Origin of the sequence: Sphingopyxis sp. YR583 (assembly GCF_900108295.1) — a bacterium.
Lineage (GTDB): Bacteria > Pseudomonadota > Alphaproteobacteria > Sphingomonadales > Sphingomonadaceae > Sphingopyxis.
Map to the genome: position 1 here is coordinate 1,726,264 of NZ_FNWK01000001.1, position 13,820 is coordinate 1,740,083.

Here is a 13,820-nt window from a genome sequence, read left to right on the forward strand (position 1 = left end):
ATCAAGTGATTGTTATATAGATATTTAATGTCGAAACGCGGGCCAATGCTTACCGCGTCATTAACCAATATTGCTGGCAAAGCCTGAACAGGTCGCCCCTTAAAGAGGTCGGCGAATGGGGTGGGATATCCATTCGAATTTCGACTTCCGATTTTTGGAATCTAAGGGACCAAATCATATGCGCAACTTTGGAATGAAGCGCGCCCTTCTGGGCGCCGCGATTGCTGCTCTCGCCATGAACGCCTCGGCGGCCCAAGCGGCGTCGGCCACGGGCACGGCGACGGCGAAGATCCTGCGCCAGATCACGCTCACCAAGACCAGCGACCTGCAATATGCGACGATCATCAGCGGTGCGACCGCCTCGACCGTCGCTGTGTCGACCGCTGGTGCCGCGACCTGCGGCGCGGGTCTGACCTGCACGGGCACGACGACGGCGGGCAATTACACCGTTCAGGGCACGAACGGGGCCGTGGTGCTCGTCGGCGGCGATTCGACCGTCACGCTCAACGGTTCGCTCGGCGGCACAATGACGTCGACGCTGACCTATTCGTCGCCGAACATCACGCTGAGCCCGACGGGCGGCAGCTTTCAGGTCGGCGGTACGCTGAGCGTCGGCGCCAATCAGGCTTCGGGCGACTATTCGGGTACGTTCAACGTTACCGCGAACTACCAGTAAGCTTTGGGGGGCCTGGCGGGCCGAGATCCGCCAGCCGTTAAAATGGGGTCGCCGGCATCGGTCCGGCGACCCCTTTTTTTACGCAAACCGCCACGATGGTTAGCGAAATATCAACCATGTTGGCGCAGGCAGGATGCGACCATCGGGACGGTGTGGGGCCGTTTCCCGGACGATTGTGGGGATCGTATCCATGTTTCGCTTTCTGAAGGCCCTTGGCCTGCTCGCCGCGGTTGCGCTCGGCACCGCGGCATCGTCCGCGCTGGCGGCTGGCGACCTGCTCGTCGCGCCGACACGCGTCATCCTCGACGGATCGCGCGGGACCGAGGTGGTACTCAACAATATCGGCAGCGAGCCTGCGACCTATCGCATCAGTCTCGAGATCAAGCGGATGACGGCCGAGGGCGGACTCGATGAGATCGCCGAAGAGGATGTCACGCCCGCCGAGCGGGCGGCGCTCGACATGATCGCGTTCAGTCCGCGCCGCGTGACCCTGCCGCCCAACCAGCCGCAGGTCGTGCGCGTCGGGGTGCGTTTGCCCGAAGGAACGCCGCCGGGCGAATATCGCGCGCATATGCTGTTCCGTGCGGTTCCCGATGCGGCGCCGGCGACCGCTGCGCCCAAGCCCGCAAGCGAGGGCGTGTCGATCGCGCTGACGCCGATCTACGGGATCACGATCCCGGTGATCGTGCGCGTCGGTGCGGTGGGCGCCGAAGCGTCGATCGGCGAGGCGTGGGTGAGCGAGACGAAGGATGGGCCGGCGTTCAATTTCGACCTTTCGCGGACGGGAAACCGGTCGGTCTATGGCGATATCGAGGTGACGCGGCCGGGGCTTGCGGAGCCCTTGCTCGTCGCACGCGGTATCGCGGTCTATCCCGAGGTCGGCGCGCGCAAGGTGTCACTTCGCGTTCCGGGCGAGCTGGCGGCGAAGCTGAAGGGGCCGGTGCGCATTCGCTATACCGAAGATCGCGAAATCGGCGGCGGCACGATCGACGATGCCGAGCGGGTCGTGAAATGATCGGGTAGGACGGAGCGAGGCGGGCGGAGCGATGATCCGCGCGGCGCTTTCCCGATGGAAACCGGCGATACTGGCCGGATTGGCGCTGGTGGGAATGATTCCCGCCGGCGCCGAAGCCGTGGAAAAAAGGCCCGTTTCGATTGCGGGGGACGGCTGGGCACCCAATGAGGACGATAGCTGGCTGTTCGACGTGCGATCGGGACAATATCGCCTTGGCGACGGGGTACGCGGCTATCAGACTCCGCAGGGGATTTGTGTCGATCTGGGCGATGTCGTGCTCGCGCTCGACCTTGCGGTGCGCGTCGACAAGAAGTTGCGCCGCGCAACCGGATGGGTGTTCGACGAGCGGCGGAGCTTGACGATCGATCGCGATGCCGGCGAAGTGCGCGCGGGAAGCCAGAGCTTTCGCCTCGACGCGACGACCATTCGCGACACGTCCGCGGGCTGGTGCGTCGACCTCGACAGCCTGAACCAGTGGCTCGGCGTGCCGCTCGCGGCGGACCTTTCGAATGCGGTGCTACGGATCGATACCAAGGACAAGCTGCCGTTCCAGCTGGCCGCCGAACGTCGCGCGCGCGCGGCGTCGATCCGCCCGCAAGCCGCGTTCGACCTCGCAAGCCTGCCGCAGGCGGCGCGGCCGTATCGGGCATGGGCGACACCATCGGTCGATATCGTCGCGTCGGCGGGCGTGGTGTCGGACAAGCGCGGCGGATCCTATGTCCAGGGGCGTTACGAGATTTTCGCGGCGGGCGAGGCGCTTGGCCAGAGTTTCGACGCGCGTCTGTCGTCGGACAATGAAGGGGTGCCTGATAGCCTGCGGATGCGGCTCTATCGCACCGATCCGCAGGGGCAGCTGCTCGGGCCGTTGAAGGCGACGCATTATGGTCTCGGCGATGTCGGTTTGCTGTCGACGGGAATCGTCGCGGCCTCGGCGCCCGGACGCGGCGCGGTTCTGACCAATCGGCCGATCGAGCGGCCCGATGCCTTCGACAAGACGACCTTTCGCGGCGACCTGCCTGCCGGATGGGATGCCGAGCTGTATCGCAACGGACAGTTGCTTGCCTTCACCAGCCCGAACGGCGACGGGCGATATGAGTTTATCGACGTGCCGCTGCAATATGGCGCGAATCGCTTCGAGATCGTGCTGTACGGGCCGCAGGGGCAGATCAGGCGCGAAATCCGGCAGGTGCAGGTGGGGATGGATTCGATCCCGCCGCAGCAGACCTGGTATTGGGCGGGGGTCGCGCAGGAAAATGCCGACCTGATCGAATTCGGGAGCCGGCGACGCGGGGCGTTCCGTCGGGGATGGCGCGGGACGATGGGAATCGAGCGCGGACTCGATACGCGCACGTCGGCCGCAGCCTATCTCCACAGCCTGCTGATCGAAAATGTCCGCTATAATTATGGCGAGATCGCGCTCCGCCGCTCGGTCGGGCCGACCTTGCTCGAAGTCGGGGGCAGCTATGCCGACAATTCGCGAGGAGGCGGGGGCGGCGTTGCCGCGCGCGCGAGCTGGCTGGCGGCGTTCGGCGAGACCTATGTGCGCGCCGATGCGATGCGCGGGTGGGGCGGGTTTGTTTCGGATCGCCTGATCAACAATATAAACGGCATATATTCGGTGTCGGTCGACCAGTCGGTGAAGCTGGGGCGAACGGTGCTGCCGCTGCATTTCGACGTGCGGCAGGTCGAACGATGGTCGGGGGTCGACAGTCTGGAAGCCAGCGCGCGCGCGTCGGCGAGTTTTCGTGCGCTGACCTTTACCGGCCAGCTCGACTGGAGCCGCACGAAAGTCCCGGTCGGTCCCGATCCGCCCGACAATCTGACCGCCAGCCTGCTCGCCAACGCCCGGATCGGGCGGGTTCGCGTCCGCGGCGAGGCGCGTTTTGCGCTGTCGGGCGCCAATGCCGATTCGCGCATGACCTTGATCGGCGAATGGGCAGGGAGGGGCGACGCCGAATGGCGCACCGAGCTTGGCTATGATCGCGGGCTCGATCGCGCGCGAGCGGGGCTGGGATATACGCGCCGTTTCAACAAGTTGCAGCTGACCGGATTCGGCGAGGTTGCAAGCGACGGATCGGTCGCGGCGTCGCTGGCGCTCGCGTTCAGCTTTGGACCGAAGTCGGCCGGCGGTTGGCGCGTATCGAGCGAGAAGCTTGCCAGCAGGGGGCAGGTGGTCGCCGAAGTGTGGATGGACGAAAATGGCGACGGAATCCGCCAGCCCGGCGAAGCGGCGCTGCCCGACGTGCCGCTGACCGCAGGCAATGCGTTTATCGACGCGGCGACCGACAAGGCGGGATTGGGCGCGATCGACGGGCTCGAACCTTTCCGTCCCGTGATGATCGGGATCGACGCGGGCAGCTTGCCCGACCCCTATGTCCAGCCCGCGCTGCCGGGTGTCGTGATCACGCCGCGTCCGGGTGTCGCGACGCGCGTGCTGTTGCCGATGGCGGCGGCGGGCGAGATCGAGGGGGTCTTGCGCCGCGACGGCGGCAACCCGGTCGAGGGGCTGAGCGTCGAACTGGTCGATGCCGAGGGGCGCCTGCGTGCGACGACGATCACCGAATTCGACGGCTATTTCCTGTTCGAGGGCGTCGCCTATGGGCGCTATACGGTGCGGCTAGGTAAGGCATCGGCCGCCGCGCTGCGGCTCGATGCGCAGTTCGCGATCGGCGCGGTGCCGGGCAAGGCAACACCGCGCGTCAGGCTCGGTACATTGACGCTGAAGCCGCTGCGGCGCGATGTTGCCGTGCAGGATGAGGCGGCCGACGGCGCGAATGCTGTTCGCGGACCGCCGGGTGGGGGTGCGCGATAGATGCGAGGGCGGCTTTGGGGTTGAGAGCTGTCGTTCCTATCTTCGTCATTCCCGCGAAAGCGGGAACCTAGAGCGGCCGTCGGCTGGCCTATCGCTGGGTTCCCGCTTTCACGGGAATGACGAAGTGTAGGAGGCCGAGCGTCCGCTTCCGGTCGCTGGCCGCCGTTCAATCTCAGCTCAGCAACGGCTCGAGCGCGTCCCATTCGCGGTCGACGGCACGGCGGCCGGCGTCGATCGCGGCGCGGATTTTCGCGGGGTTGAATTCGAGCGTTTCGGCGACTTCCTCTTCGGGCTCGATGATACGGATCGGCGCGAAGCGGTAGCGTGCGATCTGGACGTCGAGCGGACGGAGGATGCGCGCCGCCTGCGCGCCGCCGATGCCTTCGTTCTGGAGTGCGCGAAGCTGGCCTTCGCGCGCCGCGATCAGGTCGTTGATCAGCGCGGCGCCGGCGAGGTCGTTCGCCGACACTTCCGACTGCAGGATATCGACCGCGCGCAGCCCGATCTTGATCAGGTTGGGAAAGGTGCGCACGGTCCCCGGACGCGGCGCGGGCGACGCGCGCACCGCGATTACGCCCCGCGGGTTCATTTCGAGCGCCGAACTGAGCGGTGTCACGTCGCGCACGCCCCCGTCGACCCATTGTTCCTCGGTCCCATCGCTTGCGCGCGTCTTCAGGGGATCGAAGAAGAGCGGCATCGCGCAGCTTGCATAGACCCAATTGTGGATGCCTGGCACGCTCTCGTCGATCGTGCGGTAGGTGCCGGTGCCGAGATTGACCACGCCGAGGAGCAGCTTGCGCCCGCTCGCGCGCAATTTCGCGTCGTTTGCAAAGCCCTTGAGCAGGCGTTTCAGCGGTGCTGTGTCGTAGAGTGCATCCTCGCCGAGCAGGCCGCCGACCACGCCCAGCGGGCGCGCCTTGTAGATCGAGCTGTTGCCCTTGATCGCGAGCCATGTGTCGAGAAGGGCGGGGATATCGTCCTGCGCGACGCCCAGGGCCTGGATCGCGCCGGTTGAGACGCCGGCGACGATGTCGAGCCGCACACTGCGATTGACGACGAGTTCGTGGACGACGCCGACCTGAAACGCGCCTTTCGCGCCGCCTCCGCTCAATACGATTGCCAAACCGCCTGCCATATCGCGCCTCCTGGCTGGTGGCAGTTTACAGCAACAACCGCGGCTCCCCAAGGCATGAAGCTGCGGTTTCGCGAGAATTGCGCGGCGATATTAACCACTTTTTAGCCATGATTAGCCACAGGGGTAGCGAGCAAGAATTTGCCTGTGGGGAATAATCATAATGTCCGAAGCCTTTGGTTCGAAAAGCCGTCCGACGAGCGTCGACGTCGCCATCATCGGTGCGGGGCCGGCGGGGCTGACCGCCGCCTATCAGCTGACGCAGCAGGGTTACAGCGTGACGGTGATCGAAAAGGATCCCGTCTATGTCGGCGGGATCAGCCGGACGGTCGAGCATGAGGGCTTTCGCTTTGACATCGGCGGGCATCGCTTCTTTTCGAAGAGCCGCGAAGTCGTCGATTTGTGGAACGAGATACTGCCGCACGATTTCATCGAGCGCCCGCGGATGAGCCGCATCTATTATGAGGGCAAATTCTATAGCTATCCGCTGCGCGCGTTCGAGGCGCTGTGGAACCTCGGCATCATTCGTTCGACCTTGTGCATGGTGAGCTATGCGGAGGCGAAGCTGTTTCCCAACAAGAAGGTCCGCAGTTTCGAGGACTGGACGATCAACCAGTTCGGGCGGAAGCTCTATTCGATCTTTTTCAAAACCTATACCGAGAAGGTGTGGGGCATGCCGTGCGACGAGATGTCGGCCGACTGGGCTGCGCAACGCATCAAGGGGCTTTCGCTCGGCGGCGCGGTGATCGACGGGCTGAAGCGCAGCCTCGGGCTCAACAAGAAGCCCAACGACGGCATGGCGACGAAGACCTTGCTCGAAACCTTCCGCTATCCGCGGCTCGGCCCCGGCATGATGTGGGATGCAGCGCGCGACAAGGTCGTCGCGGGCGGCAACCATGTGCTGATGGCGCATGGCTTCAAACAGTTGACGCAGGACCAGAAGACGGGCCGCTGGCGGATGACCGCGACCGCTCCCGACGGCGATGTCGTCATCGACGCGGCCCATGTGATTAGCTCTGCGCCGATGCGCGAGCTTGCCGCGCGGATCCATCCGCTGCCGGCGTGCGCGCTGAATGCCGCACCGAACCTCAAATATCGCGACTTTCTGACCGTCGCGCTCAAGATCCGGTCCGAAGACCTGTTCCCCGACAACTGGATCTATATCCATGACAGCAAGGTCAAGGTCGGCCGGGTGCAGAATTTCCGTAGCTGGTCGCCCGAAATGGTGCCCGATCCCGAACTCGCGTGCGTCGGGCTCGAATATTTCTGTTTCGAGGGCGACGGGCTCTGGACCGCGAGCGACGAGAAACTGATCGCGCTGGCGACGAAGGAAATGGAAATCCTGGGTCTGTGCGATCCCGAAGATGTCGTCGGCGGCGCCGTCGTACGGCAGGAAAAGGCCTATCCCGTCTATGACGACGAATATGCCGCGCATGTCGAGACGATGCGCAGCGAACTCGAGGCGCGCTATCCGACGCTACACATGGTCGGGCGCAACGGCATGCACCGTTACAACAACCAGGATCATGCGATGATGACCGCGATGCTGACGGTGCGCAACATCGTCGCGGGCGAAAAAATCTATGATATCTGGGGCGTCAACGAAGATGCCGAATATCATGAGAGCGGCACCGAGGGCGAGCAGGCGGCGCTGGCGTCGGTCCGCGAAGTGCCGACGCGCGTGGCGAAGGCCGCGTAAGGGCTCGCCGGGGGGATCGGCATGCTGCCTGTCACGAAATTGATCGCGTCGGTGCGGCGCGGCGAAATTCGCTGGCTGAATTATCTACTCGCGAGCGCGCTTGCGCTCGGCAGCGACGCGGGGCTGTTCCTGCTGCTGCTCGACGCAGGTATGTCGCCGGTGACGGCGTCGGCGACAGGCTATTGCGCCGGGATTCTCGTACACTGGATGGTGTCGAGCCGACTCGTCTTTGCCGACGGCGCCGCGGCGCGCGGCACCGGTGAGCGCCATCGCCAGAAATTGCTCTTCGTCGGGTCGGCGCTTGTCGGGCTCGCGGTGACCACCGCGATCGTCGGCGGGGGCAGCGCGCTCGGCCTCGATCCGCGACTCGCGAAACTCGCAGCGATCGCCGTCAGCTTTCAGACGACCTATTTGCTGCGCCGACATATCGTCTTCCGGACCGTCGCCGCATGAATGATGCGCCCGCGCTTGCCGCAGGCGGGCAGCCACCGGTTCGCGCCGCATCGTCGGGCGATATCGGCCTTAGTCCGTGGTTCACGCCGGTCCGTATCGCGCTGATCGTCTGGGGCTTGATGAGCCTCGTCGCGATCGGCGCGAAATGGCATGCGATCGGCGCGCTCGAACTGGCCGACACCGACGATGCGATGCGCATGGCGCAAGTCCGCGACCTGCTTGCCGGACAGGGCTGGTGGGACTTGTCGCAATATCGCGTCAATCCGGCGGGCGGCGGGGTGCTGATGCACTGGTCGCGCATCGTCGATGCCCCGCTGGCGGCCGGTATCCTGCTGCTGAAACCGCTGTTCGGGCAGACGATGGCCGAACGGATCGTCATGACCTTGTGGCCGCCGCTGCTCGGTGCGGCGCTCAGCGTCGCTTGCGTTCTCGGTTACCGGGGACTGTCCGACCGGCGAATCGCCTATGTCGCGCCGTTGTTCCTGATCATGTCGGCCTATATCGTCGCGCAATTCCGACCGCTCCGGGTCGATCATCACGGTTGGCAGATCTTTCTCGCGATGCTGGTCATGGCGCAGGCGCTGCGCCCGGCGACCTGGAAGGCGGGCGTGCTCGGCGGTATCTTCGCCGCGGCGTTGCTCGCGGTGTCGATCGAAGGGTTGCCGCTCGTCGCGCTGTTTGCGGGGCTGGCCGCGCTGCGCTGGGCGCTCGATGGACGCGCGGACGACCGCGCGCGGCTCTGCGGCTATATGGGCGCGCTCGCGGGCGGAGCCTTGCTGATTCAATTTGCGACGCGCGGTCCCCTCGGGCTTTCGGGCACATGGTGCGATTCGCTTTCGGCCCCCTATATGGCCGCCTTTGTCGCCGCGGCGGCAGTGACCTTTGCTGCCGCCGGGATAAACCCGGGCCGGGCATCGATCCGGTTCCTGCTGCTCGGCGCAGCGGGCGTATCGGCTGCGGGGGCGCTGCTATGGACCGAGCCGCAATGCGCGAACGGACCCTTCGCCACGCTCGATCCGATCGTCGTGAAATATTGGTATCGCCATGTCCTCGAAGGGCAGCCGCTGTGGATGTCGGGGGCAAGCGATGCGATCCATGTGCTCATTCCCTCGCTGATCGGTCTCGTTGGGGCGATCCTTGCCTGGCGGAGCTGCACCCTCGCGGCCGACCGCAGAAACTGGGCGACGATCATCGTCGCGTTGGTTGGAACGGCGGCGCTGTCGTTGCTCGTCCTGCGCAGCGCGTCGACCGCGCACCTCTTCGCCTTGCCCGGTTGCGCCTGGCTTGGACTTCGCGCCTGGGCCTGGGCGCGAACGATAGCCTCGACCGTGCCGCGCATCCTTGCGTCGGTTGCCGCCGCGCTGACGCTGCCGCTGCTGGGCAGCATGGCCGTGGCAACGCTGCTCGGCCCGCTGATTCCGTCGATGAAGGCCGAAGCGATGGCGGCCGGGGAAGAGGCGGCGACGGTAAATCCCTATAAGGAAAATTGCCTCGATTCGGTCGCGCTTGCCGATCTGGACCGGCTGCCGGCGACCACCATCCTGACCCCGATCGACCTTGGCGCCCCGCTGATGTTCTGGACGCGTCACAGCTTCGTCGCGACGCCGCATCACCGCAACAAAGAAGCGATGGCCGACACGATCCGCATTTTCGCGGACGATCCGGCGAAGGCCGAGGCGCTGGCCCGCAAGCAACAGGCGACGCTGATCGTCTATTGCCGCACGGCGAATGACTTCGGCAAATATCGGGACGCGCGCAAGGATGCGTTGGCGGCGCAGCTTTACGCCGGAACGCCGCCAGCATGGCTCGAACCCGTGCCAATTGCGTCGCGCGCGGGGCTGTCGGTGTGGCGGGTCAGGCCCGCGGCGAAGTGACCGCGCGGGGCTATGCGGGGCGGAAGCTCAGCGCTGCGCCGTTCATGCAATAGCGCTTGCCGGTGGGTTTCGGCCCGTCGTCGAACACATGGCCGAGATGGCCGCCGCAGCGCCGGCAATGCACTTCGGTGCGTGCATAGCCGAGTTCGCGGTCGGTCGCGGTGCCGATCGCCCCTTTGAGCGGCGCCCAGAAGCTGGGCCAGCCGGTGCCGCTGTCGAACTTGGTCTTGCTCGAATAGAGCGGCAGCGCGCAGCCGGCGCAGGCGAAAATTCCGGCCCGTTTTTCCTTGTCGAGCGGGCTGGTGAAGGCGCGTTCGGTAGCCGCCTCGCGCAGCACGCGATATTGAAGCGGCGACAGGCGTTTTTTCCATTCGGCGTCGGACAATTGCCAGCCGGCTTCGCCTGCCGGGCGCTTGCCAGGCCTTGCGAACAACATGGGCGCGGCGATCACCGCGCCGCCAAGCGCGAGACCGGAGAGAATGTGACGGCGGTCGATCATATCGGGACTCCTTGCCCGGAATACGCGCGCCGGTCGCGCCCGGTTACATCCCCCGTCAATATCGTTCGAGTTCGACCTGCATATGACGATAGCCATGGACGAAGCTGGCGTTGACGCGTTCGGGTTCCGACAGGACGTTCACGCGCAGGCGGCGCTTCTGCATTTCGGAAATTAGCGTCGTGAGCTGGAGTTCGGCGACACGCGCGCCGACGCAGCGATGGATGCCATAGCCGAAGGCCAGGTGGCGGCGTGCGTTTTCGCGGTCGACGATGATCCGGTCGCCATCGGGGAAAATCTCTTCGTCGCGGTTTGCCGAGGCGTACCACAGGGCGAGTTTGTCGCGCTTCTTGATCTGGTGACCGAATAATTCGGTATCTTCCATCGCGGTGCGGCGCATGTGCGCGAGCGGGGTCTGCCAGCGGATGATTTCGTGCATCGCGTTGACCGCGAGGTCGGGATCATGATTCGCCTCGAGCTTCGCGCGTTCTTCGGGGAAGCAATGGAGGCCATAGGCATAGGCCGACATCGAATTGCGCGTCGTATCGTTGCCGCCGACGATGAGCAGGATCAGGTTCCCCATGAACTCATGCTCGCTCATATGGTTCATCGCGTCGGACTGAAGCATGATCGAGATGAGGTCGTGCTTGCCGGGATTCTTCGCCTTATGATCCCAAAGCTCCTTGAACGCCGCACCCATTTCGAATGCCGTCGCGGTGCGCGCGTGGCGAAGCTCGGCGGTGTCGAAGGATTCGATGTCGCCGAGCGCATCGGACCAGCGGGTGAGGTTGTGGCGGTCGGCCCATGGGAAATCGAACAGGATCGCGAGCATGTCGGTCGTCAGCTCGATCGAGAGCTTTTCGACCCAATCGAAGGGCTGGCCGACGGGCAGCGTGTCGATCAGCGCCGCGGTGCGTGCGACGGTGTCGGCGCGCATACGCTCGATCTCCGACGGGCCGAAGGCGGGCGCGACGGTGCGGCGCTGTGCGGTGTGCTGCGGCGGATCCATCGCGATGAACATCGGCATCGGGATCTCACCCTCTTTCAGATATTCGACTCCGTCGCCGGCGACGGTGATCCCGCCATATTCCCACGATGAAGAGAAGATCTTCGGCAGCGCTTCGACATGCTGGATCGGCTTGTAGGTCGTCACCGACCAATAGGGGCCGAACTTCGAATCCTCGCAATAATAGATCGGCGATTCGGCGCGTAGCTGGCGCATCGGTTCCTGCCACTTGTCTTCGCGCCACATGTCGGCGCGGCTGACATCGAGCGGATGGGGGGCTTCGGATTCGACGCGGATCTGGGTGGCCATTGGCAGCTCCTCTGCGCGGCCGTCTGGCGCGGCCGATTCAGTTGCAGAATGCCACTATTTACAGCTTTGTCAACGAAGCAATCCCGCGGATCGGATCACCCGAATTTGGTGCGAGGCGAACGCGTCACACGGCCTTTCTTTTCTTCCAGAATTTCCAGCCGCTGCCACTGCTCAGCACGCCGGCGCGGAAGAGGCGGACCGAAAGCCAGATCACCAGTGCGACCCAGACGGCCTGCCAGCCGAGCGCCAGCAGATGGACCGTTTTCGAATCATCGGTTGCGGCGCGCGCCGCCATTGCGAGCGGCGAGGAGAAGGGGAAAATCTGGGCGAAATGGGCGAGGCCGCTTCCCGGCGCGCTCGCGGCGCCCGCCGAAAGGCTGAACATGCCGACCTGGAAGATGGTGATCGGTAGGCTGAGCATCTGGATTTCGCGCACCGAACCCGCCTGCGCCCCGACGCCGAGGAAGACCGCGCCGAGCAGGAGGAAGGACAGGATGAAATAGGCGAAACCGATGCCGAGGAAAAAGGTCCAGCCGGTCGCGGGCATCGAGGCGAGTGCGCTCGCCGCCTTGCCGGCCTTGCCCGCCGCAGCGATGGCGGCGGGATCGACCTGCGTCGCCGCGACCAGCCCGCCGCCCATCGCGATGACCATCCAGAAGGCGATGAACAGCACGGCGACACCGAGCATGCCGAGCAGCTTGCCAAGGAACACGCTTTCGAGCGGGACCGCGGCGGCGAGGATCTCGATGACCTTGTTGCCCTTTTCTTCGGCGAGTGAACTCACCGTCTGGCCCGCGAGGAGCAGGGTAAGGAGGAAGATGATGAACACCGCACCGAAGCCGAGAGATTGTTGCACCGCGATGCTGGTGCCACCGCTCGACAAGGCCTCGAAATCGGGGGTGATCGACGGGAGCGGGCCGGCGGCGCGGGCACGCTGCACATCGCCCGCCAGCAAGCCCAGATAGCGTCCCGAACTGCTGCCCTTTTCGCGTTCGACGATGCGCGGTGCCGTGAGCGGACCGCTCATCACGGCATAGGTGTCGCTGCCTTTTTCGCGCGCGATCGCGACGGGATCGGCGTTCGCCGGACCCGCGATCCGGATGTCGAGCGTCGCGGGCTCGCGCGCCATCGCGGCGCGGAGGCGCGTGTCGGCAGCGCGCAATGCCTCGATATCGGCGGGGTCGGCGACGACGACGATGCGGCCGGCACCGCGCGCACTGTCGGCGAGCTGCGACGCGCCAACACCGCCGGCGAGCCCCATCGCGACCATGAACAGGGGCGCAAGCAGAAAGAGGAGAAAGGTCGGGGTGGCGACGATCGCGAGAAAGTCGCGCCGCGCAACAACGAACATGCTGCGAAGGAAGGGGGTCATGCGCTGGCCTCCTCTACGGCGTCCTGGGCGGCGTCGGCGTCGAAGCCCGCATCGACCTGCCGGACGATATGAACAAAGGCATCGTGCAGCGCCGGGCGGCTGATCGACAGCCCGGTGACGCCATGACCGCTCGCGGTGATGCGCGCGAGCAATGGTTCGACATCGGCGTCGCCGATCGTGAAATGCCAGGCCTCGGCATGGCGCTCGGCGCCCGTGGGCAGATAGGCGGCGACCGCAGCCGGATCGTCTTGATCGCGCGGGGTATAGCGAACCTGCATCGGCAGCAGCGCGCGCGCTTCGTCGACGGTGCCTTCGAAACGGCGCGCCGAGCGGGCGATGATCGCGATCCGGTCGCAGAGCCGTTCGGCATGCGCCATGACATGCGTCGAGAAGAGAATCGTCGCCCCGCGTTCGCGCTCGCGTCGCACGAGCATTTCGAGCCGTTCCTGATTCACGGGATCGAGCCCCGAGAAAGGTTCGTCGAGGACGATGAGGTCGGGGGCGTGGACGATCGAGCCGATCAACTGGATCATCTGCGCCATGCCTTTCGACATCTTGCGGATTTTGGTGTCGACGACGCGTTCGAGCCCGAGTTCGGTCATGAAGCGTTCGGCGCGGCGACGGCCTTCGGCCCAGTCGAGCCCGCGCAGCGCGCCCATGAAGGCGATCGCCTCGCGCGCTTTCATGCCGGGATAAAGCCCGCGTTCCTCGGGGAGATATCCGATGCGGTTACGCACGCTTTGCGGTTTGTGGTCGCCGAGCAGCCGGCTCGTCCCCTCGTCGGGGTCGATGATGCCGAGCGTCATCCGCAGGCTTGTCGTCTTGCCCGCGCCATTGGGGCCAAGCACGCCATAGATGCTGCCGGTCGGCACCGCGAGGCTGACATGATCGACGGCCTTGTAATCGCCGAAATATTTGGTGAGGCCGTTCGCCTCGACACTGAAATCGTTCAAACCTGGTCCCCGATCATCCCCTC

11 protein-coding genes are annotated in these 13,820 nt (G+C 65.2%); 6 read left to right on the plus strand and 5 right to left on the minus strand.

Translation table 11 applies throughout. From position 1 onward, the window contains the following. Positions 1–178: 178 nt before the first annotated feature. The 3 genes from BLW56_RS07995 (at position 179) to BLW56_RS08005 (ending at position 4,503) form a co-directional block, all read left to right on the plus strand. Positions 179–676 (plus strand): DUF4402 domain-containing protein, encoded by a 498-nt coding sequence (locus tag BLW56_RS07995; RefSeq protein ID WP_093510017.1) that lies wholly within the window; start codon positions 179–181, stop codon positions 674–676. 190 nt (positions 677–866) lie between these two features. Then, a complete protein-coding gene (locus BLW56_RS08000; protein ID WP_093510018.1) occupies positions 867–1,691 on the plus strand; it encodes a hypothetical protein in 825 nt (274 codons plus the stop codon). A gap of 31 nt (positions 1,692–1,722) precedes the next feature. Further along, on the plus strand, positions 1,723–4,503 hold the full coding sequence (locus BLW56_RS08005; RefSeq protein ID WP_093510019.1) for a carboxypeptidase-like regulatory domain-containing protein: 2,781 nt from the start codon (positions 1,723–1,725) through the stop codon (positions 4,501–4,503). 172 nt (positions 4,504–4,675) lie between these two features. On the opposite strand, the gene BLW56_RS08010 is transcribed toward BLW56_RS08005, so the two are convergent. Beyond that, the gene (locus tag BLW56_RS08010; protein WP_093510020.1) at positions 4,676–5,638 is read right to left on the minus strand and encodes a patatin-like phospholipase family protein; all 963 of its coding nucleotides are present in this window, start codon (positions 5,636–5,638) and stop codon (positions 4,676–4,678) included. A gap of 160 nt (positions 5,639–5,798) precedes the next feature. Here BLW56_RS08010 and BLW56_RS08015 point away from each other — a divergent pair, with 160 nt between their 5' ends. Genes BLW56_RS08015 through BLW56_RS08025 form a run of 3 tightly spaced genes read left to right on the plus strand, consistent with a single transcriptional unit; the run spans position 5,799 to position 9,661 of the window. Continuing rightward, the gene (locus tag BLW56_RS08015) at positions 5,799–7,334 is read left to right on the plus strand and encodes an NAD(P)/FAD-dependent oxidoreductase (RefSeq protein ID WP_093510021.1); all 1,536 of its coding nucleotides are present in this window, start codon (positions 5,799–5,801) and stop codon (positions 7,332–7,334) included. 21 nt (positions 7,335–7,355) lie between these two features. After that, positions 7,356–7,787 carry a GtrA family protein gene (locus BLW56_RS08020; protein WP_093510022.1) on the plus strand — a complete coding sequence of 144 codons (432 nt, stop codon included), beginning with the start codon at positions 7,356–7,358 and terminating at the stop codon, positions 7,785–7,787. Next, on the plus strand, positions 7,784–9,661 hold the full coding sequence (locus BLW56_RS08025) for a hypothetical protein (protein WP_093510023.1): 1,878 nt from the start codon (positions 7,784–7,786) through the stop codon (positions 9,659–9,661). The genes BLW56_RS08020 and BLW56_RS08025 overlap by 4 nt, the downstream gene beginning before the upstream one ends. 10 nt (positions 9,662–9,671) lie before the next feature. On the opposite strand, the gene msrB is transcribed toward BLW56_RS08025, so the two are convergent. The 4 genes from msrB to BLW56_RS08045 all read right to left on the minus strand — a co-directional run bounded on the left by msrB (position 9,672) and on the right by BLW56_RS08045 (position 13,797). Next, on the minus strand, positions 9,672–10,160 hold the full coding sequence (msrB, locus tag BLW56_RS08030; protein ID WP_093510024.1) for a peptide-methionine (R)-S-oxide reductase MsrB: 489 nt from the start codon (positions 10,158–10,160) through the stop codon (positions 9,672–9,674). Positions 10,161–10,215: 55 nt separating this feature from the next. Beyond that, the gene (locus BLW56_RS08035; RefSeq protein WP_093510025.1) at positions 10,216–11,472 is read right to left on the minus strand and encodes a cytochrome P450; all 1,257 of its coding nucleotides are present in this window, start codon (positions 11,470–11,472) and stop codon (positions 10,216–10,218) included. A 124-nt stretch (positions 11,473–11,596) separates the two neighbouring features. Beyond that, the gene (locus BLW56_RS08040) at positions 11,597–12,844 is read right to left on the minus strand and encodes an ABC transporter permease (protein WP_093510026.1); all 1,248 of its coding nucleotides are present in this window, start codon (positions 12,842–12,844) and stop codon (positions 11,597–11,599) included. After that, positions 12,841–13,797 (minus strand): ABC transporter ATP-binding protein, encoded by a 957-nt coding sequence (locus tag BLW56_RS08045; RefSeq protein WP_093510027.1) that lies wholly within the window; start codon positions 13,795–13,797, stop codon positions 12,841–12,843. The genes BLW56_RS08040 and BLW56_RS08045 overlap by 4 nt, the downstream gene beginning before the upstream one ends. Positions 13,798–13,820: the final 23 nt, after the last annotated feature.

Coding starts and splice junctions, on each gene's coding strand:
- BLW56_RS08040 (WP_093510026.1), bottom strand. CDS start 12,844: ATGACCCCCTTCCTTCGCAGCATGTTCGTTGTTGCGCGGCGCGACTTT.
- BLW56_RS08015 (WP_093510021.1), top strand. CDS start 5,799: ATGTCCGAAGCCTTTGGTTCGAAAAGCCGTCCGACGAGCGTCGACGTC.
- BLW56_RS08000 (WP_093510018.1), top strand. CDS start 867: ATGTTTCGCTTTCTGAAGGCCCTTGGCCTGCTCGCCGCGGTTGCGCTC.
- msrB (WP_093510024.1), bottom strand. CDS start 10,160: ATGATCGACCGCCGTCACATTCTCTCCGGTCTCGCGCTTGGCGGCGCG.
- BLW56_RS08020 (WP_093510022.1), top strand. CDS start 7,356: ATGCTGCCTGTCACGAAATTGATCGCGTCGGTGCGGCGCGGCGAAATT.
- BLW56_RS08005 (WP_093510019.1), top strand. CDS start 1,723: ATGATCCGCGCGGCGCTTTCCCGATGGAAACCGGCGATACTGGCCGGA.
- BLW56_RS08025 (WP_093510023.1), top strand. CDS start 7,784: ATGAATGATGCGCCCGCGCTTGCCGCAGGCGGGCAGCCACCGGTTCGC.
- BLW56_RS08035 (WP_093510025.1), bottom strand. CDS start 11,472: ATGGCCACCCAGATCCGCGTCGAATCCGAAGCCCCCCATCCGCTCGAT.
- BLW56_RS07995 (WP_093510017.1), top strand. CDS start 179: ATGCGCAACTTTGGAATGAAGCGCGCCCTTCTGGGCGCCGCGATTGCT.
- BLW56_RS08010 (WP_093510020.1), bottom strand. CDS start 5,638: ATGGCAGGCGGTTTGGCAATCGTATTGAGCGGAGGCGGCGCGAAAGGC.